The organism is Roseateles violae (assembly GCF_030410485.1).
In the GTDB taxonomy this organism is placed as follows: domain Bacteria; phylum Pseudomonadota; class Gammaproteobacteria; order Burkholderiales; family Burkholderiaceae_C; genus Roseateles_D; species Roseateles_D violae.
On record NZ_JAUHHC010000004.1, the window covers coordinates 367,188 to 387,031 of the forward strand.

Below are 19,844 nucleotides of genomic sequence, written 5' to 3' on the forward strand. Positions count from 1 at the left end.
TCGAGAATTCGACGATGAGTTTCGAACCCACTTCGATGCTGGACATGTCCAGCCCCCAGGCCAAGCGTGAGGCCTATGCGCTGCTGCAGAAGCAGGCGCGGGCCGTGCTGCACGGCGAACGCGACTGGCTCGCCAACCTCGCCCAGTTCACCGCCCTCGTCTTCAACAGCGTGCCCGATCTGAACTGGGCCGGCTTCTACCTGGTCAATGCGCGCAAGGAGCGCGAGCTGGTGCTCGGCCCCTTCCAGGGCAAGGTCGCCTGCGTGCGCATCGCCTTCGAGCGCGGCGTCTGCGGCGCTTGCGCGCGCACGCAGCAGGTCCAACTGGTCGAGGACGTCCACGCCTTTCCCGGCCATATCGCCTGCGACTCGGCCTCGCGCTCGGAGCTGGTGCTGCCGCTGATCGTGGACGGCCGGCTGCGCGGCGTCTTCGATCTGGACAGCCCGCTGCCGGCGCGCTTCGATGCCGACGATGCGCGGGGCTTCGAGGCGCTGCTGTCGGTGCTGGTCACAGGCACCGACTGGCCTTGAGCACTTAGTCGACGAACAGCAAGGCCGGCGTCTCCAGCAAGGCGCGCAAGGCCTGGATGAACTCGGCGGCGTCCTGGCCGTCGACGACGCGATGGTCGAAGGAGGAGGACAGGTTCATCAGCAAGCGGCCAACGACCTGCCCCTGTCGGAAGACCGGCCGCTCGACGATGCGGTTGACGCCGATGATGGCGACTTCGGGATGGTTGATCACCGGCGTCGTGACGATGCCGCCCAAGGGACCGAGGCTGGAGATCGTGATGGTCGAGCCACTCAGCTCGTCGCGCGTTGCACGGCCGGCGCGGGCGGCCTCGGCCAGGCGGCGGATCTCGGCCGCGCAACGCCAGGGATCCAGCGCCTCGGCATGGCGCAGCACCGGCACCATCAGGCCGGCCGGGGTCTGCGTCGCGATGCCCAGATGCACGGCCCGGTGCCGCGTCAGCACGCCGGCCTCGTCGTCGAGGCGGGCATTGAGCTGCGGGAAGTCGGGCAGCGTGCGGCACAGCGCGCGCGCCAGCAGCGGCAGCAAGGTGAGCTTGCCGCGCTGGGCCTGGTGCCGGGCGTTGAGTTGCTCGCGCAGCGCCTCCAGCGCGGTGACGTCGAACTCCTCCACATAGCTGAAATGCGGGATGCGGCGCTTGGCCTCCTGCATCTTCTGCGCGATCTTGCGGCGCAGACCGACGATGCGGATCTCCTCGACGCCATCGTCGCCCGAGGCTGATGCGGTCGGGGCCGCGGCCGGCATCGGCACGGCTTGGCGCGCGGCGGCGACCGTGCCGCGTGCCGCGACGAAGGCATCCAGATCGGCCTGCATGATGCGCCCGGCCGGCCCGCTGGGCTCGACCTCCGCCAGCTCGACGCCCAGCTCCCAGGCGCGCCGTCGCACGGCCGGCGAGGCAATCGGGCGATCGGGTGACAGCTGATCGGGTTGATGAGCGGGCGGCGCGGCCATCGGTGTCGCAGCCACGGCCACCGCAGCGGCCGGCGCCGGCGCCGCGGCCTCCACCGGCAGGGCCGGCGTCGCCACCTCCCCGTTGAAAGCAATCCGCAGCAGCTCCGCGCCAACGCGGATCAGCTGCCCGGCCTCGCCGCCCAGGCTCTGCACAACGCCTTGCACCGGCGACGGAATCTCGACCGTCGCCTTGTCGGTCATCACATCGGCGAGGATCTGGTCCTCCTGCACCGCATCGCCGGGCTGCACGCGCCAGGCCAGCAGTTCGACCTCGACGATGCCCTCGCCGATATCGGGCATCTTGATCGTGTGGATCGATGACATCAGGCCTCCATCGCGCGTTGCATCGCCGCCGCCACGCGGGCCGGGCCGGGAAAGTAGTCCCATTCCTGGGCATGCGGATAGGGCGTGTCCCAGCCGGTGACGCGCTCGATCGGCGCTTCCAGGTGGTAGAAGCAATGCTCCTGCACCAGCGACAGCAGCTCGGCGCCGAAGCCGCTGCTGCGCGTCGCCTCGTGCAGGATCAGGCAGCGGCCGGTCTTCTTCACCGAGGCGACGAGGGTGACCAGGTCGAGCGGCCACAAGGCGCGCAGATCGAGGATCTCGGCATCGACCCCGGCCTCGCGCGCCGCCGCCTCGGCCACATAGACCATGGTGCCGTAGGCGATCACGGTCAGCGCCCTGCCCGGCCGATAAACCGAGGCGCGGTCGAGCGGCAGCTTGTAGTAGCCCTGCGGCACCTGGCTCAAGGCATGCTCGCTCCAGGGCGTGGCCGGGCGGTCGTGGTGGCCGTCGAAGGGGCCGTTGTAGAGGCGCTTGGGCTCGAGGAAGATGACCGGGTCGTTGCACTCGATCGCGGCGATCAGCAGGCCCTTGGCATCAAAGGGGTTCGAGGGCATCAGCGTGCGCAGCCCGCAGACATGGGTGAACAGCGCCTCGGGGCTCTGGCTGTGGGTCTGGCCGCCGTAGATGCCGCCGCCGCAGGGCATGCGTATCGTGATCGGCGCGGTGAAGTCGCCGGCCGAGCGGTAGCGCAGCCGCGCGGCCTCCGAGACGATCTGGTCCGAGGCCGGGTAGAAGTAGTCGGCGAACTGGATCTCGGCCACCGGCCGCAGCCCGTAGGCGCCCATGCCGACGGCGACGCCGACGATGCCGCCCTCGGAGATCGGCGCGTCGAACACGCGCTGGCGGCCGTACTTGGCCTGCAGCCCGTCGGTGCAGCGGAACACGCCGCCGAAATAGCCGACGTCCTGGCCAAAGATGACCACGTCCGGGTCGCGCGCCAGCATCACATCCATCGCCGAGCGCAAGGCCTGGATCATCGTCATGCCGACGAGCGGGCCGGCCTCATCCGGCGAGCCGGCGGGCGGCGGCAGTTGTTCGGGCTTCATGGCCGGCCTCCGTAACGCTGCGCCTGGCGCAGCTGCGCCTGCAGATGCGGCGGCATCTGCTCGTAGACGTCCTCGAACATCGAGGCGATGCTGGGGATATGGCCATCGGCCAGGCTGCCGAAGCGCTCGGCCTCCTTCATCGCAGCGACCACCTCGGCCTCCAGCTCGGCCTGCAGCGCTTGCTGCTGCGCCTCGGACCAGAGCTCGCGCAGCATCAGATGCTGCTTCAGCCGCGCGATCGGGTCGCCCAGCGGGAAACGGGTCCAGTCGTCGGCCGGCCGGTACTTGCTCGGGTCGTCCGAGGTCGAGTGCGGGCCGGCGCGGTAGCTGACCCATTCGATCAGGGTCGGGCCTAGATTGCGCCGCGCCCGCTCGGCCGCCCATTGCGATGCGGCGTAGACGGCCAGGAAGTCGTTGCCGTCCACGCGCAGCGAGGCGATGCCGCAGCCGACGCCGCGCGCGGCGAAGCTGGTGCCCTCGCCGCCGGCGATCGCCTGGAAGGTCGAGATCGCCCACTGGTTGTTGACGACGTTCAGGATCACCGGCGCGCGGTATACATGGGCGAAGGTCAGGGCCGTGTGGAAGTCGCTCTCGGCCGTGGCGCCGTCGCCGATCCAGGCCGAGGCGATCTTGCTGTCGCCCTTGATCGCACTGGCCATCGCCCAGCCGACCGCCTGCACGAACTGCGTCGCCAGATTGCCGCTGATGGTGAAGAAGCCGGCACGCTTGTAGGAGTACATGACCGGCAGCTGCCGCCCCTTCAGGGGATCGCGCTCGTTGGACAGCAGCTGGCAGATCAGCTCGACCAGCGGCACGTCGTCGCGGGCGATCAGCAGCCCTTGCTGGCGATAGGTCGGGAAGCACATATCGCCAGCGCGCAGCGCCAGGCCATGTGCGCAGGCAATCGCCTCCTCGCCCAGGCTTTGCATATAGAAGCTCAGCTTCTTCTGCCGCTGGGCGATCAGCATGCGGGCGTCGAACACCCGCGTCTTCAGCATCGTGCGCAGGCCGCGCAGCAGTTGCGCATCGCTCAGGTCCGGCGCCCAGGGCCCCAGGGCGCGCCCGTCCTCGTCCAGCACGCGGATCAGCTGGTGGCTCAGCTCGCCGGTGTCGACCGGCGCGACCTCGACAGGCGGGCGCGGCACGGCGCCGGCCTTTGACACGCGCAGGTAGGAGAAATCGGTGGGACAGCCCGGGCGCCCGCTGGGCTCGGGCACATGCAGCCGCAGCTGCTCCTCGTCGTCGCTGGTCGACCGCATGCGAAACGCTCCTGCGCAGGGTATGCGCGCTTGGCTTCATCGATGTCATCGCGATCCGCGGCTTGGGGCCGCGCTCGCCCGCTGCTGCGCCGCGGCGGGATCACCGGCATGGCGCAGTGCCTAGCGTAGTCCATCTGAGCCCGCGGTGGCGCAGGGCCAAGCCCCGATCTCGATTACCCTAGCGGCTTCGCCCGAAAGACCTCCTTTTCCTCCTCCTCCGACCGTGAGCCTGCATCTCTCCCTTGTTCTTCCGCGTTCCCGCCGCCTGGCCCTGCTGCTGCTGCTGGCCCTGGCCGCCCTGCCCCCGGTCCAGGCGGCCGAGCTGAGGCTGCGCATCCTGGAAACCAGCGATGTGCACATGAATCTGCTCAACTACGACTACTACCAGGACCGGCCCACCGACGAATACGGCCTGGCCAAGACCGCCAGCCTGATCAAGGCGGCGCGCGCCGAGGCGAAGAACAGCCTCTTGTTCGACAACGGCGATCTGCTGCAGGGCAATCCGCTGGGCGACTATGTGGCCAAGATCAAGCCCTTGGCCGCCGGCCAGGTCCATCCGGCCTACAAGGTGCTCGGCGCGCTGCAGGTCGACGCGGCCAATATCGGCAACCACGAGTTCAACTACGGCCTGGACTTCCTGCGCCGCGCGCTGGACGGCGCGCCCTTCCCGGTCCTCAATGCCAATGTGATGCAGGCCGGCAAGTCGCAGCAGCCTGTGTTCAAGCCCTATGTGCTGCTGCAGCGCCGCTTCGCCGACGAAAGCGGCAAAGACCAGGACCTGAAGATCGGCGTGATCGGCTTCGTGCCGCCGCAGATCATGCAGTGGGACAAGCACCAGCTCGAGGGCAAGGTGGTCGCCGCCGACATCGTCGAGACCGCGCGCCGCTATGTGCCCGAGATGCGCGCCCAGGGCGCCGATCTGGTCGTCGCGATCGCGCACAGCGGCTTCGAGAAGAGTGCCGAGCCGCTGCCGCGCCTGGCCGAGAACGTCGCCACCGAGCTGGCGCGCGTGCCCGGCATCGATGTGCTGCTGCTGGGCCATGCGCATGCCGAATTCCCCGGCCCGGCCTTTGCCGGCTATCCGGGCGTCGATCTGGAGCGCGGCACCGTCTTTGGCGTGCCGGCGCTGATGCCGGGCCGCTGGGGCGACCATCTGGGCGTGATCGACCTGAAGCTGGACAGCCGAAGCGGTGCCTGGAAGATTGCCGACAGCCGCGCCTCGCTGCGCCCCATCTACCGGCGCGCCGAGCGCCGCGCCCTGGTCGATGCCGACCCGCTGGTGATGCAGCAGATCGGCCACGAGCACGAGCAGACGCTGGCCTATGTGCGCGGCCAGGTCGCGCGCACGCAGGCGCCGATCTTCAGCTACTTCGCCCAGGTCGCTGACGATCCCTCGGTGCAGTTGGTCGCACAGGCGCAGCTGGCTTACCTGAAGCGCGCGGTGCAGGGCACGGCGCTGGAGGGTCTGCCGCTGCTGTCGGCGGCCGCGCCCTTCAAGGCCGGCGGGCGCCAGGGCACGAGCAGCTATACCGACATTCCGGCGGGGCCCATCGCCGTCAAGCACATTGCCGATCTCTACGTCTATCCGAACACCATCAAGGTGCTGAAGATCAAGGGCGCCGAGGTGCGCGAATGGCTGGAGATGTCGGCCGGCCAGTTCCGCCGCATCGACCCGCGCGGCCCGGCCGAGCAGGAGCTGCTCAACCTCGACTACCGTTCGCACAACTTCGATGTGCTGGACGGCGTCAGCTACGCGATCGACGTCAGCCAGCCGGCGCGCTACGACGCCGAGGGTCGCCTGGTCGCGCCGGACGCGCACCGCATCGTCGACCTGCGCTACCAGGGCAAGGCCATCGATCCGGCGGCCGACTTCCTGGTCATCACGAACAATTACCGCGCCAGCGGCGGCGGCAACTTCCCGGGCCTGAACGCCGGCCGCATCGTCATCGACGCGCCGGACGAGAACCGCGAGGCGCTGGTCCAGTACCTGGCCGCGATGAAGGACGGCCTCAATCCCGGCGCCGACGGCAACTGGCGCATCCTGCCGGTGCCCGGCGTCAAGCTGCGCTTCGTCTCCGGCGCCGCCGGCATCCGCTACCTGCCGCTGGTGCCCAGCGTGCGCCTGGTGCGCGACCAGGGCGACGGCTCGGCCGTCTACGAACTCGCCCCTTAGCCGGCCAGTTCCTCGTAGCCGCCGGCCGACACGAAGACCCGCACGCTGTCGCCGCCGGCCGCCTTGGCCTCGGCGCAGGCCAGCGCGGCGGCACCGAGCACCGCGTCGACGGTCTCCAAGGTCGGCTGCAGCTGCACGACGCCGATGCTGGCCTTGACGCGGCTGCGGTGCAGGCCCCAGCGCAGGCGGTAGCCGGCGATCGCGGCGCGCATCTTCTCGGCGACGATCTGTGCGTAGTGCTGGTCGCAATCGGGCAGCAGCACGGCGAAATGGTCGTTTTCCAGCCGCGCGACCAGGTCGGAGGCGCGCACCTTGCCGACCAGCATCTGGCCCAGGCCATAGAGGAAATGGTTGCCGACCTCGGCGCCCATCTCGTTGACGATGCCGAGGAATTTGTCCACGTCGATCCACAGGGCCGAGACCGGCTCGTGGCGCCGGCTGCCGACATGGTCGGACAGGCGGCGCTCGAACTCGCGCCGGTTCGCCAGCTCGGTCAGCGCGTCGTGCTTGGCGGTCCAGGTCGGCTGCAGGCGCTGCTGGCGCGCGGCGGTGACGTCCTGCAGCACCCACAGCGCCTCGCCGCCCGGCTGCTCCCATTGCACCGGCGTCGCCTGCAGGCGCCCCCAGAAGCGGCTGCCGTCGCGGCGCACGAATTCGATCTCCTCGTCCAGCGGCCGGCCGGCGGCAAAGGCGGCGGCCAGGCGCTCGGCGACGCCGGCATGGGTGGTGTCGGAGACATGGACGTCACGCGTCGCGGCCCCGGCCAGATCGGTCTCGTCGCCATGGCCGAACAGATGGTTGAACTGCTCGCTGACCGACTCGAAGCGGCCCGCGTGGACGAAGGCCACCGCCATCGGCGCGCGCACCAGCAGCGCGTGCATGCGCGCAGCGCTCAGGTCGGCGCCCGCGGCGGGGGCCGGGGCGTGGGAATCGGTCGGCGGCATGGGCATCTCTCCTTGGCCGGTGCGGGGCAGCCGGCGCTTCTTTCCATCTCTGTCTGTCTATCGGCCGTTGCGGCCTTGAGCAAACCTAGGGATAACCCTCGCTCCGCAGAAAAGTGGCAAAGCGCGGCAGGCCCTTGCTGCTCATGCCGCGGTAACGATAGACCACCGTGCTGCCCACCGGCGGTGGCGCGCGCCGCTGCGCCTCGCTGAAGCCGCTGCCAAGCAGGAATTCGCGCCCTTCGGCATTGCGCACCTTCAGCGCGCCCAGCAGGCCCTGGTAGCGGCCCTCGCCCGGCAGATGCGCCAGCACCACGGCCTCCTCGTCGTCCTGCGGCTTCAGCTTCAGCAGGGCCGGCTGGCGGCCGCTCTTGTAGGGCGCGTCGGCCAGATGCAGCATCAGCCCCTCGCCGCCGTCCTTGACCAGGGCCGCCAGCCGCTGGCGCAACGCCGCGGGACTGGCCACCCGGCCCTGCGGCGCCGCCTGCAGCCCGTCGGCCCAGGCCGCCTCAGCGGCAATCGCGCGCAGGCGCTCGGCGCGCTGCTCGAAGCTGCCGTCGGCGCCGGGCAGCTCGAACAGCATGTAGCGGATCTGCCGCCATTCCTCGTCCAGCGGCTTGGCGCGGCGCACCGCGGCCGAGGTCGCGTCGAAACGGCCGCGGCCCATCCACAGCTCGCCGTCCAGCGCGCGCAGCGGCAGATGCGAGGCAAACCAGGCCGGCACGGCGATGGGCTGGCCCTGGCGGCTGAACATCAGATTGCCATCCCAGAAGGCGCGCACGCCGTCATATTTCTCGCTGACCAGATAGCGACGCGGATCGAGATTCGCCGGCGCCTTCTGCGCCAGCAGCAGGGCCGGCGGCTCGGCCTTGCCGGCAGATTGCGCCGGCCAGGCCATGGGCAGTGCGGCGGCGACCAGCGCGCCGTTGAATCGACGTCGTCCCTGCTGCATCGCAGCCTCCCTGCCCTCGATATGGACCGATGGATGCCCTGGACTGCGGCGGCGCTATTGTGGCGCAGTCAGCCCCTCGCAGCCCTTGCCGGGCTGGGTCTTGGCCTCGGCCTCGCGGTCGGCCGGGGTCAGCGGCGCGCCGCGGTCGATGACGATCAGCCAGCGGCCCGGCGACTCCTGGCGCCAGACCGAGGCAAAGCGGTTCGTCAGCTCGCCTTTCGGATTGCGCACCGGCCCGGTCGAGTAGGCGAGGCTGCCGTCGGCAACGACGACGATCTGGTCCGGCTCCCAGGAAAACGGCGCCTGCGCCCCCTCATAGAAGGGCTTCCAGGCAGCAAGGACGGCGGCGCGGCCCTGCAGCGCATCGCGGCCATTGAAGAAAACGGCCGGCTCGGCCAGATGGCGCTCGAAGGCGGCCAGATCGCGTCGGGCCATGCTGGCGGCAAAGCCGCATTCGGCCGCCCTCACCTGCTCGCGCCAGCGCGCCAGCTGCGCCTCGTCGGCCGCCTGGGCGCCGCCGGCGAGCAGCAGCATCGCTATTGCCCAGATTCCCTTCATCGTCGCCTCCGCTGGTTCAAAGCGCCGGCGCGATCTGCTCGGCGTAGTCGTAAAGCGCGCTCAGGATCGCCTCGCCGCGCTCGTCGGCGTTCTCGCTGAGCTGGTCGATGCGCTCGAAGAAGGCGGTCAGCGTCTGCGCACCGCCCTCACCCTCGTGCAGGCGCGCCGCGCAATGCGCCTGCCAGCGCTGCTGCTCCTCGGCCGCCAGACTGGCCGGGAAGTTGCGCGCGCGCCAGCGGAACACCAGCTCGTCCAGGCGCGCATCGGCGAAGTGCAGCTTGCCCTCGGCCGCGCGCTGCGCCAGCTGCTCCGGGCTCATGCCGCGCAGGCGCTGCAGCGCGCGGCGGTCCTCGGGGCCGATGAAGCCGCCGTAGAGGTCCTCGTCCACGTCCAGCGGCGGCAAGGGGTCGCGCTTGAACACCTCGCCCCACAGCCCGTCGAGCAGGCGGCCCTGCTCCATCAACCGCCGCGCATGGGCCAGGCCCTGCTCGACATCGAGCCCCCATTGCGCCGCCATCGCCGGGCTCAAGGTGCGCAGATTGCCGATGACGATCGGCGACTTGTTGATGTGGATGGTCTTGATCGGCAGGCGGCTGACGCCCTCGGGCAGCTGGTCCTGGCGGACGAACAGGCGGGCGCGGATCTGTTCGGCGCTCAGCGTCAGCAGCTCGCCCGGATCGGCGGCGCAATCCCAGACGATCAGCTCGTTCTTGTTAGTCGGATGCGGGGCCAGCGGCCAGACCAGCGCGATGCAGCCGCGCTCGGGGCCGTACATGCCGGAGATGTGCAGAAAGGGCTTCCCGACGCCGATCTCGGCCCAGACCGCGTCCTTCTTGCGCAGCTTCAGGCAGAAGTCCCAGAGCTTGGGCTGCGCCTGCTTCAGCAGTCGCGCCAGCGCGATCGTCGCACGCACGTCGGACAGCGCATCGTGCGCCGCCTCGTGCGCCAGACCGTTGGCGACGGTCAGGTGCTCGAGCTTGAACGAGGGCCGGCCGTCCTCGTGGCGCGGCCACTGGATGCCCTCGGGCCGCAAGGCATAGGCGCAGCGCACGACGTCGAGCAGGTCCCAGCGCCCGCACTCGTTCTGCCACTCGCGCGCATAGGGATCGATCAGATTGCGCCAGAACAGATGGCGGGTGACCTCGTCGTCAAAGCGGATCGTGTTGTAGCCCAGGCCGACGGTGCCGGGCCGGGCCAGCGCCGCCTCGATCGCGTCGGCGAATGCATGCTCGGGCACGCCGCGCTCCAGGCAGGTCTGCGGCAGGATGCCGGTCAAGAGGCAGGACTCCGGGTCGGGCAGGAAGTCCGGCGAAGGCCGGCAGTACAGCATCAGGGGCTCGTCGATCTCGTTCAACTCCGCGTCGGTGCGGATGCCGGCGAACTGGGCCGGCCGGTCCCGGCGCGGCACGCGGCCGAAGGTTTCGTAGTCGTGCCAGAAAAAGCTCATCTCGGTCATGGCCGGCACGATAACCGATCGTTCGCCGGCCGCCCCGTGCCATCGCTCATTGCTGGTCATAATCGCCCGATTGCCCGAGCCCGCAGCCCATGCCTCTTCTGACGAAACTCCGTGAATCGCTCCGCCAGCTCAACACCCGGCAATGGCTGGCCCTGGGCCTGGGCATCGTGGCCGTGCCCTTTCTGCTGCTGGCGATCACCGCCCTGCTGGTCTGGGCAACCCTGCCCAATATCGACGAGCTGAGCGATTACCGGCCCAAGCAGCCGCTACGCGTCTACACGGCCGACGGCGTGCAGATCGGCGAGTTCGGCACCGAGCGGCGCACCTTCCAGCCGCTGGACCAGATCCCGCAGCTGATGCAGGACGCGCTGCTGGCCACCGAGGACGCGGCCTTCTACGAGCATGGCGGCCTGTCGCTGAGCGGCATCACCCGCGCGGCGCTGGCCAATCTGAGCCATGGCCGCAGCCAGGGCGGCTCGACCATCACCCAGCAGCTGGCGCGCACCTTCTACCTGACGAAGAAGAAGAACTACACGCGCAAGTTCATCGAGATGCTGCTGGCGCTGAAGATAGAGGGCGCGCTGTCGAAGAAGCAGATCCTCGAGGTCTATATGAACCAGATCTATCTGGGTCAGCGCGCCTATGGCTTCGAGGCCGCCGCCAGCGCCTATTTCGGCAAGAGCCTGAAGGAGCTGTCGATCGCCGAGACGGCCATGCTGGCCGGCCTGCCGCAGAACCCGGCCTATGCGAATCCCATCGTCAACCCCGCGCGCGCCCAGCGCCGCATGGCCATCGTGCTGGACCGCATGCAGGAGACCGGCGTCATCAACGCCGAGCAGGCCGCCGCCGCCAAGGCCGAGAAGCTGCATATCCGCAGCAGCCAGGACGAACGCCTGCACGCCGAATACGCGGCCGAGATGGCGCGCCAGGTGGTGTTCGCCCAGTACGGCGATGAGAGCTACACGCGCGGCCTGAAGGTCTACACCACCCTGGTCGCCGCCGAGCAGGAGGCCGCCTACCATGCGCTGCGCCGCAGCCTGACCGAGTTCGAGCGCCGCAAGCCCTACCGCGGGCCCGAGGGCTTTGTCGAACTGCCCGAGGACGAGGGCGAGCAGGACGCGGCGATCGCGCAGGCGCTGACCGAGCACCCGGACAACGACGAGCTGCGCGCCGCCGTCGTCACCAAGGTCGGCACCAGCCGGCTGCAGCTGAGCCTGCAGAACGGCGAGGAGCTGACCATCGCCGGCGAGGGCCTGCGCAGCGTGCAGGCGGCGTTGTCGGACAAGGCGCGCGCCGGCCTGCGCATCCGCCGCGGCTCCATCGTCCGCGTGCTGCAGAATCCGCCCCCCAAGGCCGGGGCCGAGGGCAGCTGGGTGGTCGTGCAGTCGCCCGAGGCCGAGGGCGCGCTGGTCGCGCTAGAGCCGGCCAACGGCCGCGTGCATGCGCTGGTCGGCGGCTTCGATTTCGCCCGCAACCAGTTCAACCACGTGACCCAGGCCTGGCGCCAGCCGGGCTCCAGCTTCAAGCCCTTCGTCTATTCGGCGGCGCTGGAGCGCGGCGTCGGCCCGGCCACCGTCGTCAACGACGCGCCGGTCTCGGTGGACGGCTGGGAGCCCAAGAATTACGACGGGACCTTCGACGGGCCGATGACCGTGCGCGAGGCGCTGGCGCGCTCGAAGAATATGGTGACGATACGGCTGGTGCAGCTGCTGGGCCCGGCGCGCGTGCGCGAATGGGCGTCGCGCTTCGGCTTCGACAGCGACAAGCAGCCGGACAATCTGACCCTGAGCCTGGGTGCCGGCTCGGTGACGCCGCTGCAGATGGCCGCCGCCTATGCGGTGATCGCCAACGGCGGCTACCGGATCGCGCCGCTGGTGATCGCGCGCATCGAGGACAGCAAGGGCACCCTGCTGTTCGAGGCCGACAAGCCCAGGCTGGACGAGGCGGCCCGCGTGATCCCCGAGCGCAATGCCTTCGTCATGGCCAGCCTGCTGCAGGAGGTCGCGCGCAGCGGCACCGCCGCGCGCGCGCAGGCGGCGCTGCGCCGGCCCGATATCTACGGCAAGACCGGCACCACTAACGAGTCGGTGGACGCCTGGTTCGCCGGCTTCCAGCCCTCGCTGGCGGCCGTGGTCTGGATCGGCTACGACCAGCCGCGCGGCCTGGGCGAGCGCGAGACCGGCGGCGGCCTGGCACTGCCGGCCTGGATCGACTTCATGACGGTGGCGTTGAAGGGCCAGCCGGTGCAGGAGATCGCGCCGCCGGCCGAGGGCCTGCTGCAGCTGGACGGCGACTGGAGCTTTGCCGAGTTCGCCGGCGAAGACGGCGTCAAGACCCTGGGCCTGGAGCCCCCTTCACCGCTGGGCAACGATCCCTCCGGCGCGCTGCTGCCGCAGCCGCCCGGCGCCTCGGCGCCGCAAGGCGCGCCGGTGATTCCCGGCTTCGCGGCCTCGGCGCCGGGCTAGCGCCGCGCGGCGGCGAGCAGCTGGGCCTCGCGCTCGCGCGACAGGCCGGCCTTGTCGAAGCGCTGCTGCTGCGGCGGCAGGCCGCGCCACCAGGCCAAGGTGTCGGCCACCGTCTGCGCCATCGGCCGCAGCCTCAGGCCGGCAGCGAGCGCCTTGGCGTTGGCGCTGCGCATCAGCGTGGCGAACTCGCCCTCGGCCGGCAGCCACAGCGGCAGCTCGGTCCAGGGCTTGGCGCCCAGCGCGAGCAGGCGCGCATCGTCGACCCAGACCGCTTGCGGCCGGCGGCCCGAGGCCACCATGCAGGCCTCGACCAAGTCGCCGCGGCTGAACTGGCCCGGCGTGCTCACCACATTGAAGGCCCCATGGCGCCCCGCCTCCAGCGCGCCGATCGCGAAGCGCGCCAGATCGCGGGCGTCTATCCATTGCAGTGCATCGCCGGGCCGGCCCGGCAGCAGCAGCGGCCCGCCGTCGGCCGCCAGGGCGAAGCGCGCCGGCCAGTAGCTGAAGCGCTGCGTCGGGTCGTGGGGGCCGACCACCAGGCCGGGCCGGATCAGCAGCGAGCGCTGCTCGCCGAAATGCCGCCGGACCTGCTGCTCGCAGGCCGCCTTCAGCGGGCCGTAGCTGGCGCCGTCGACGAGCTCGGTGTCCGGATCGGCCAGCACGCCCAGCGGCGAGGTCTCGTCGTTGGGCGCGGCAAAGCCGGCATAGGCGGAGATGCTGGAGATGAACAGGTAGCGGCCGACACGCTCGCGCAGCAGCGCCGCGCTGCGCTCGACCTCGCCGGGCAGATAGCCGCAGCAGTCGATCACCGCGTCCCACTCGCCATGCGCCAGTGCGGAAAGATCGACGCGGCGGTCGCCTCGCAGTGCCGGCAGCCCGGGGAACAACGTAGCGGCCGTCTGGCCGCGGTTGAACAGGGTCGGTGCATGGCCGGCCGCCAGCGCCGCCTCGACCAGATGCCGGCCGACGAAGCGGGTGCCACCGAGAATCAGAAGCTTCATGGCGCGATACTACGGCGATGAAGTCGATCCAGTGCGTGACCGTGGTGACGGGTCTTGCCCTGCTGCTGCAGGCGGGCCCTGCCCGCGCCGAGGAGGCGCTGGTCACCGACCGGCCGGACTTCGTCGAATCCAGCGATGTGGTCGGCCGCGGCCGCCTGCAGCTGGAAACCAGCCTGGCCGGCGAGCGCAGCACGGCGAACGGCGTGCACGTCAAGGGCCTGGCGACGCCAACCCTGCTGCGGCTGGGCGTGGCCGAGGACTGGGAGCTGCGCCTGGAGACCGAGGGCTGGCGACGCGAGACCAGCAGCGGCGGCGGCGCCAGCGAACAGGGCTTCGCCGATCTGGCGCTGGGCGCCAAATGGCATTGGCGCGATGGCGATGCCGAGCGCGGCCTGCCCGGCCTGGCCTGGCTGCTCCATGTCGATCTGGCCAGCGGCTCGGCCGCCTTTCGCGGCGCAGGCACCCGGCCCTCGCTGCGCCTGTCGGCCGAATGGGATCTGCCGGCCGGCTACAACCTGGGCCTGATGCCGGGCCTGTACCACGACCACAACGAGGCCGGCCATGGCTTCGTCGGCGGCATCCTGGCGCTGAGCCTGGGCCGGCAGTTCAGCGCAGCGCTGCACGCCTTCGTCGAGCTGGCCGGCCAGCAGCTGGCCGCCGACAAGAACGGCGGCCAGCAGATCAGCTTCGATACCGGCCTGTCCTATCTGCTGGGCGACTCGCTGCAGATCGACGCGGCGATCTTCTGCGGGCTCAACAAGCGCACGCCGCAGCTGCAGTGGACGGCCGGGGTGTCGAAGCGCTTTTAGCGCTTGCGGACGATGACGCTGCCGACCGAGTAGCCGGCGCCGAAGGAGCAGATCACGCCGAGGTCGCCGCTCTTCAGATCGGCGCGGTGCTCGTGGAAGGCAATCACCGAACCGGCCGAGGCGGTGTTCGCGTACTCGTCAAGGATCAAGGGCGCGACGTCGTCGCCCGCATCGGCGCCGACCAGCTTCTTGATGACGAACTGGTTCATGCCCTGGTTGGCCTGGTGCAGCCAGAAGCGGCGCACATTCGTCGGCTCCTGGCCCAGCGCGGCCAGATGGCCTTCGATGTGCGTGGCGGCGATGGGAACGACCTCCTTGAACACCTTGCGACCCTCCTGCATGAAGGTCTTGTCGCGGGCCAGCGGGTCGCTATCCTCCATGCGGTTCATGAAGCCGAAGTTGTTGCGGATATTGTTCGAGAACTGCGTCGCCAGCTTGGTGCCCAGCACCTCCCACTGGTCGGCCGAGGTGGCCGTGTCGGCGCGCTCGATGATGACCGCGGTGCACACGTCGCCGAAGATGAAGTGGCAGTCGCGGTCGCGCCATTCCAGATGGGCCGAGGTGATCTCGGGGTTGACGACCAGCACGCAGTTGGCGGTGCCGGACTTGACCGCATTGACCGCCTGCTCGATCGCGAAGGTCGCCGATGAGCAGGCGACGTTCATATCGAAGCCATAGCCGCCGGCGCCGAGCGCCTGCTGGATCTCGATGGCCATCGCCGGATAGGCGCGCTGCATGTTCGCGGCGGCGCACAGCACCGCGTCGACGTCCTCGGGCTTCTTGTTGGCGGCAGCCAGCGCCTTCTTGGCCGCGTCGACGGCGATCTCCGCCATCAGCGACAGCTGCTCGTCGGGGCGCGATTCGAAGCGCGGATACATGCGCGCCGGATCCAGCACGCCGTCCTTCTCGATCACATAGCGCTGCTTGATGCCGGAGGCCTTCTCGATGAACTCGACGCTGGAATGCGGCACCGGCTGGCGCTCGCCGGCGGCGATCGCCGCGGCGTTCTGCTCGTTCTGCAAATCGGCGTAACGGTTGAACGCTTCCACCAGTTCGGCGTTGCTGATCGTGTTGGGAGGCTGGTAGAGGCCCGTGCCGCTGATGACGACGTTGTTCATTGGATTCTTCCTGGATACGGTGCGCCGTCCCGGCAGGAGTTGGCGGCGGCTGTGCTTTTGAGTGCCCTCAATTTTAGCGATCCGGCCAATCGGCGTAGAATCAATCACCGGGCCCAAATATTGGCGACCCGGTTTTTTTATGGGTTTTTGCGGAACACGGCAAAAGCCCAGCACGTCCCTCACCGCCCCAGCCGGCGGCCTCGGGGGACAAGACCGGTCCCAGTTCAAGTGCTCGCAGCCCAGGTGGTGCACTGCGTGAACGCACCCCGACAATGCGACCTTCTTGAATCATGGAAATCTTCGATTACGACAATATCCTGCTGCTGCCGCGCCTGTGCCGCGTCGAGAGCCGCGCCGACTGCGATACCTCGGTGGAATTCGGCCCGCGCCGCTTCAAGCTGCCGGTCGTGCCGGCCAATATGAAGACCGTCGTCGACGAGAACATCACCGAATGGCTGGCGGCGAACGGCTATTTCTATGTGATGCACCGCTTCGACCTCGACAACGTCGCCTACGCGAAGGCGATGCGCGACAAGGGCCTGTTCGTCTCGCTGAGTTCGGGCGTCAAGCCGGCCGACTATGCGGTGATCGACCGGCTGGCCGCCGAGGGCGTCGGCGCCGACTACATCACCATCGACATCGCCCATGGCCACGCCGACAGCGTGCGGCGCATGATCGCCCACATCAAGGAAAAGCTGCCACAGACCTTTGTCATCGCCGGCAATGTGGGCACGCCCGAGGGCGTGATCGACCTGGAGAACTGGGGCGCCGACGCGACCAAGGTCGGCATCGGCCCGGGCAAGGTCTGCATCACCCGGCTCAAGACCGGCTTCGGCACCGGCGGCTGGCAACTGTCGGCGCTGAAGTGGTGCGCCCGCGTGGCCACCAAGCCCATCGTCGCCGACGGCGGCATCCGCCACCACGGCGACATCGCCAAGAGCGTGCGCTTCGGCGCCTCGATGATCATGATCGGCTCCCTGTTCGCCGGCCACGAGGAGTCGCCCGGCAACACGGTCGAGGTCGACGGCAAGCTCTACAAGGAGTACTACGGCTCGGCCTCGGACTTCAACAAGGGCGAGTACAAGCATGTGGAGGGCAAGCGCATCCTCGAGCCGGTCAAGGGCCGGCTGGCCGACACCGTGCGCGAGATGCAGGAAGACGTGCAGAGCTCGATCTCGTACGCCGGCGGCCGCGTGCTGACCGATCTGAAGAAGGTGAACTACGTGATCCTGGGTGGTGAGAACGCCGGGGAACATCTTTTCATGTAGCAGGCCGCCGCTCGCCCGGCGTTCCGGCAAGCCGCAAGGCGAGTCAAAACGCCGGCGAGCATCTGTTCATGTAGGACAATCGGACCGATCCCCCTGTTTCCATGGGGCGCCTCCTTCGCGGGAGACGCCCTTTGCCATTTCAGCGTCCCACCATGACCGAACTCGCCAAATCCTTTGAGCCCGCCGCCATCGAAGCCCATTGGGGCCCGCTGTGGGAGGCCCAGGGCCTGTACAAGCCGACCTTGGATCCGGCGCGCGAGTCCTTCTGCGTCCAGCTGCCGCCGCCGAACGTGACCGGCACGCTGCATATGGGCCATGCTTTCAACCAGACCATCATGGACTCGCTGACGCGCTACCACCGGATGCGCGGTCACAACACGCTGTGGGTGCCGGGCACCGACCATGCCGGCATCGCCACGCAGATCGTCGTCGAGCGCCAGCTACAGGGCCAGGGCCAGAGCCGGCACGACCTGGGCCGCAAGAACTTCGTCGCCCGCGTCTGGGACTGGAAGCACGAGTCGGGCAACACGATCACGCAGCAGATGCGCCGCATGGGCGACAGCGTCAGCTGGGAGCACGAGTACTTCACGATGGACGAGAAGCTCTCGACCGTCGTCACCGAGACCTTCGTGCGCCTGTACGAAGAAGGCCTGATCTACCGCGGCAAGCGCCTGGTGTCCTGGGACCCGGTGCTGAAGTCGGCCGTCTCCGACCTCGAGGTCGAGAGCGAGGAGGAGGACGGCTCGCTGTGGCATATCCGCTATCCGCTGGCCGAAGGAAGTGAATCGCTGGTCGTCGCCACCACGCGGCCGGAGACCATGCTGGGCGACACGGCCGTCATGGTCCATCCGGAGGACGAGCGCTACAGGCACCTGATCGGCCAGCAGGTGCGGCTGCCGATCACCGGCCGCCTGGTGCCGGTGATCGCCGATGACTATGTGGACAAGGAATTCGGCACCGGCGTCGTGAAGGTCACGCCGGCGCATGACACGAACGACTACCAGGTCGGCCTGCGCCATGGCCTGCCCATGCTGACGATCTTCGATCTGGACGCCAAGGTCAGCGCCGTCGAGGCGGCCGACATCCCGGCCGCCTACGTCGGCCTGGACCGCTTCGTCGCGCGCAAGCAGATCGTCGCCGCGCTGGAGGCCGACGGCCTCTTGGTCGAGGTCAAGAAACACAAGCTGATGGTGCCGCGCTGCGCCCGCACCGGCCAGGTGATCGAGCCGATGCTGACCGACCAGTGGTTCGTCGCGATGACGAAGCCGGGCGCCGGCGGCAAGTCGATCGCCGAGCAGGCGATCGAGGCCGTCGCCAGCGGCGACGTCAAGTTCGTGCCGGAGAACTGGGTCAACACCTACAACCAGTGGATGAAGAACATCCAGGACTGGTGCATCTCGCGCCAGCTCTGGTGGGGCCATCAGATCCCGGCCTGGTACGACGAGGACGGCCGGGTCTATGTCGCCCGCAACGAGGCCGAGGCGCAGGGCCAGGCGCCGGGCAAGACCTTGACCCGCGACGAAGACGTGCTGGACACCTGGTACTCGTCGGCCCTGGTGCCCTTCTCGACCTTGGGCTGGCCGGCCAAGACGCTGGAGCAGGACCTCTTCCTGCCCTCCTCGGTGCTGGTGACCGGCCACGACATCATCTTCTTCTGGGTCGCCCGGATGATCATGATGACCAAGCATTTCACCGGCAAGGTGCCGTTCAAGCATGTCTACATCCACGGGCTGGTGCTCGATGCACAGGGCAAGAAGATGAGCAAGAGCGAGGGCAATGTGCTGGATCCGGTCGATCTGATCGACGGCATCGCGCTGGCGCCGCTCTTGGACAAGCGCACGCAGGGTCTGCGCAAGCCGGAGACCGCACCCAAGGTGCGCAAGGCGACCGAGAAGGAGTTTCCCGAGGGCATCCCCGGCTATGGCGCCGACGCGCTGCGCTTCACCTTCGCGGCGATGGCGACCTTGGGCCGCACGGTCAACTTCGACACCAAGCGCTGCGAGGGCTACCGCAACTTCTGCAACAAGCTCTGGAACGCGACCAAGTTTGTGCTGATGAATACCGAGGGCAAGGACTGCGGCCTCGCGCACGAGCCGGGCCACTGCCCGCCCGGCTACAACAAGTTCTCGCAGGCCGACCGCTGGATCACGAGCGAGCTGCAGAAGGTCGAGGCCGCGGTGGCCCAGGGCTTTGCCGACTACCGCCTCGACAATGTCGCCAACGCGATCTACGCCTTCGTCTGGGACGAGTACTGCGACTGGTATCTGGAGATCGCCAAGGTGCAGATCCAGACCGGCGACGAGAGCCAGCAGCGCGCGACCCGCCGCACCCTGATCCGCGTGCTGGAGACGGTGCTGCGCCTGCTGCACCCGATCGCGCCCTTCATCACCGAGGAGCTGTGGCAGACGGTGGCGCCGATTGCCGGCCGCAAGACCAGCGACTACCTGGTGACGGCCGCCTACCCGGTCGCCCAACCCGAGCGCATCGACGAGAAGGCCGTCGCCTGGGTGGAGCAGCTGAAGGCGGTCGTCGGCACCTGCCGCAGCCTGCGCGCCGAGATGGGCCTGAGCCCCGGCGAGCGCGTACCGCTCTTGGTCGGCGGCGACACCGGTTTCATCGCCGAGGCGGCAGCGATTTTGAAAACCCTGGCCAAGCTCAGCGAGGTGCAGATCATTGCCGACGAGGCCGCCTTCGCCGCGGCCAGCCAGAGCCTGCCGGTGCTGGTCCATGGCGCGGCGCGCCTGGCCCTGCATGTCGAGATCGACATCGAGGCCGAGAGCGCGCGCCTGAACAAGGAGATCGACCGCCTGGTCGGCGAGATCGCCAAGGCCGAGGCCAAGCTGGGCAACGAGGGCTTTGTCGCCCGCGCGCCGGCGGCCGTGGTCGAGCAGGAGCGTCAGCGCGTCGCCGACTATGGCCAGACCGTCGCGCGCCTGCGCGATCAGCTGGCGCGGCTGGCCCGCTGAAGCGTGGC

15 protein-coding genes are annotated in these 19,844 nt (G+C 69.2%); 6 read left to right on the forward strand and 9 right to left on the reverse strand.

Annotated elements, in window-relative coordinates; translation table 11 throughout:
• Positions 1–14 precede the first annotated feature (14 nt).
• Positions 15–530, forward strand: coding sequence for a GAF domain-containing protein (locus tag QWJ38_RS16095; protein ID WP_434063988.1), 516 nt, complete (start codon positions 15–17; stop codon positions 528–530).
• Between the two features lie 4 nt (positions 531–534).
• On the opposite strand, the gene QWJ38_RS16100 is transcribed toward QWJ38_RS16095, so the two are convergent.
• Genes QWJ38_RS16100 through QWJ38_RS16110 form a run of 3 tightly spaced genes read right to left on the reverse strand, consistent with a single transcriptional unit; the run spans position 535 to position 4,129 of the window.
• Positions 535–1,803, reverse strand: a complete 1,269-nt coding sequence (locus QWJ38_RS16100; RefSeq protein ID WP_290360120.1) for a dihydrolipoamide acetyltransferase family protein — start codon at positions 1,801–1,803, stop codon at positions 535–537.
• On the reverse strand, positions 1,803–2,807 hold the full coding sequence (locus QWJ38_RS16105) for an alpha-ketoacid dehydrogenase subunit beta (RefSeq protein ID WP_290360415.1): 1,005 nt from the start codon (positions 2,805–2,807) through the stop codon (positions 1,803–1,805). Before QWJ38_RS16105 ends, QWJ38_RS16100 begins: the two co-directional genes overlap by 1 nt.
• 59 nt (positions 2,808–2,866) lie before the next feature.
• Positions 2,867–4,129, reverse strand: coding sequence for a 3-methyl-2-oxobutanoate dehydrogenase (2-methylpropanoyl-transferring) subunit alpha (locus QWJ38_RS16110; RefSeq protein WP_290360121.1), 1,263 nt, complete (start codon positions 4,127–4,129; stop codon positions 2,867–2,869).
• A gap of 223 nt (positions 4,130–4,352) precedes the next feature.
• On the opposite strand from QWJ38_RS16110, the gene QWJ38_RS16115 reads away from it, so the two are divergent.
• Positions 4,353–6,302, forward strand: a complete 1,950-nt coding sequence (locus QWJ38_RS16115; protein ID WP_290360122.1) for a bifunctional 2',3'-cyclic-nucleotide 2'-phosphodiesterase/3'-nucleotidase — start codon at positions 4,353–4,355, stop codon at positions 6,300–6,302.
• On the opposite strand, the gene QWJ38_RS16120 is transcribed toward QWJ38_RS16115, so the two are convergent.
• From QWJ38_RS16120 to sbcB, 4 genes are all read right to left on the reverse strand, one after another.
• A complete protein-coding gene (locus QWJ38_RS16120) occupies positions 6,299–7,246 on the reverse strand; it encodes a GGDEF domain-containing protein (protein ID WP_290360123.1) in 948 nt (315 codons plus the stop codon). The genes QWJ38_RS16115 and QWJ38_RS16120 overlap by 4 nt on opposite strands.
• Positions 7,247–7,331: 85 nt before the next feature.
• On the reverse strand, positions 7,332–8,195 hold the full coding sequence (locus QWJ38_RS16125) for a DNA ligase (RefSeq protein WP_290360124.1): 864 nt from the start codon (positions 8,193–8,195) through the stop codon (positions 7,332–7,334).
• A gap of 54 nt (positions 8,196–8,249) precedes the next feature.
• Positions 8,250–8,753: a YybH family protein gene (locus tag QWJ38_RS16130; RefSeq protein WP_290360125.1), complete on the reverse strand. Its 504-nt coding sequence runs from the start codon at positions 8,751–8,753 to the stop codon at positions 8,250–8,252.
• Positions 8,754–8,769: 16 nt separating this feature from the next.
• Positions 8,770–10,209: an exodeoxyribonuclease I gene (sbcB, locus tag QWJ38_RS16135; RefSeq protein ID WP_290360126.1), complete on the reverse strand. Its 1,440-nt coding sequence runs from the start codon at positions 10,207–10,209 to the stop codon at positions 8,770–8,772.
• Between the two features lie 89 nt (positions 10,210–10,298).
• On the opposite strand from sbcB, the gene QWJ38_RS16140 reads away from it, so the two are divergent.
• Positions 10,299–12,674 (forward strand): penicillin-binding protein 1A, encoded by a 2,376-nt coding sequence (locus tag QWJ38_RS16140; RefSeq protein WP_290360127.1) that lies wholly within the window; start codon positions 10,299–10,301, stop codon positions 12,672–12,674.
• Here the strand turns inward: QWJ38_RS16140 and QWJ38_RS16145 are convergent.
• Positions 12,671–13,675: an NAD-dependent epimerase/dehydratase family protein gene (locus QWJ38_RS16145; protein WP_290360128.1), complete on the reverse strand. Its 1,005-nt coding sequence runs from the start codon at positions 13,673–13,675 to the stop codon at positions 12,671–12,673. The genes QWJ38_RS16140 and QWJ38_RS16145 overlap by 4 nt on opposite strands.
• Before the next feature lie 17 nt (positions 13,676–13,692).
• Here QWJ38_RS16145 and QWJ38_RS16150 point away from each other — a divergent pair, with 17 nt between their 5' ends.
• A complete protein-coding gene (locus QWJ38_RS16150) occupies positions 13,693–14,484 on the forward strand; it encodes a transporter (protein ID WP_290360129.1) in 792 nt (263 codons plus the stop codon).
• On the opposite strand, the gene QWJ38_RS16155 is transcribed toward QWJ38_RS16150, so the two are convergent.
• Positions 14,481–15,602 carry a beta-ketoacyl-ACP synthase III gene (locus QWJ38_RS16155; protein WP_290360130.1) on the reverse strand — a complete coding sequence of 374 codons (1,122 nt, stop codon included), beginning with the start codon at positions 15,600–15,602 and terminating at the stop codon, positions 14,481–14,483. The two genes, QWJ38_RS16150 and QWJ38_RS16155, sit on opposite strands and share 4 nt — an antisense overlap.
• A gap of 290 nt (positions 15,603–15,892) precedes the next feature.
• Here QWJ38_RS16155 and QWJ38_RS16160 point away from each other — a divergent pair, with 290 nt between their 5' ends.
• Both QWJ38_RS16160 and QWJ38_RS16165 read left to right on the forward strand, forming a co-directional pair.
• Positions 15,893–16,870 (forward strand): GMP reductase, encoded by a 978-nt coding sequence (locus QWJ38_RS16160; RefSeq protein ID WP_290360131.1) that lies wholly within the window; start codon positions 15,893–15,895, stop codon positions 16,868–16,870.
• Between the two features lie 152 nt (positions 16,871–17,022).
• Positions 17,023–19,836, forward strand: coding sequence for a valine--tRNA ligase (locus tag QWJ38_RS16165; RefSeq protein ID WP_290360132.1), 2,814 nt, complete (start codon positions 17,023–17,025; stop codon positions 19,834–19,836).
• Positions 19,837–19,844: the final 8 nt, after the last annotated feature.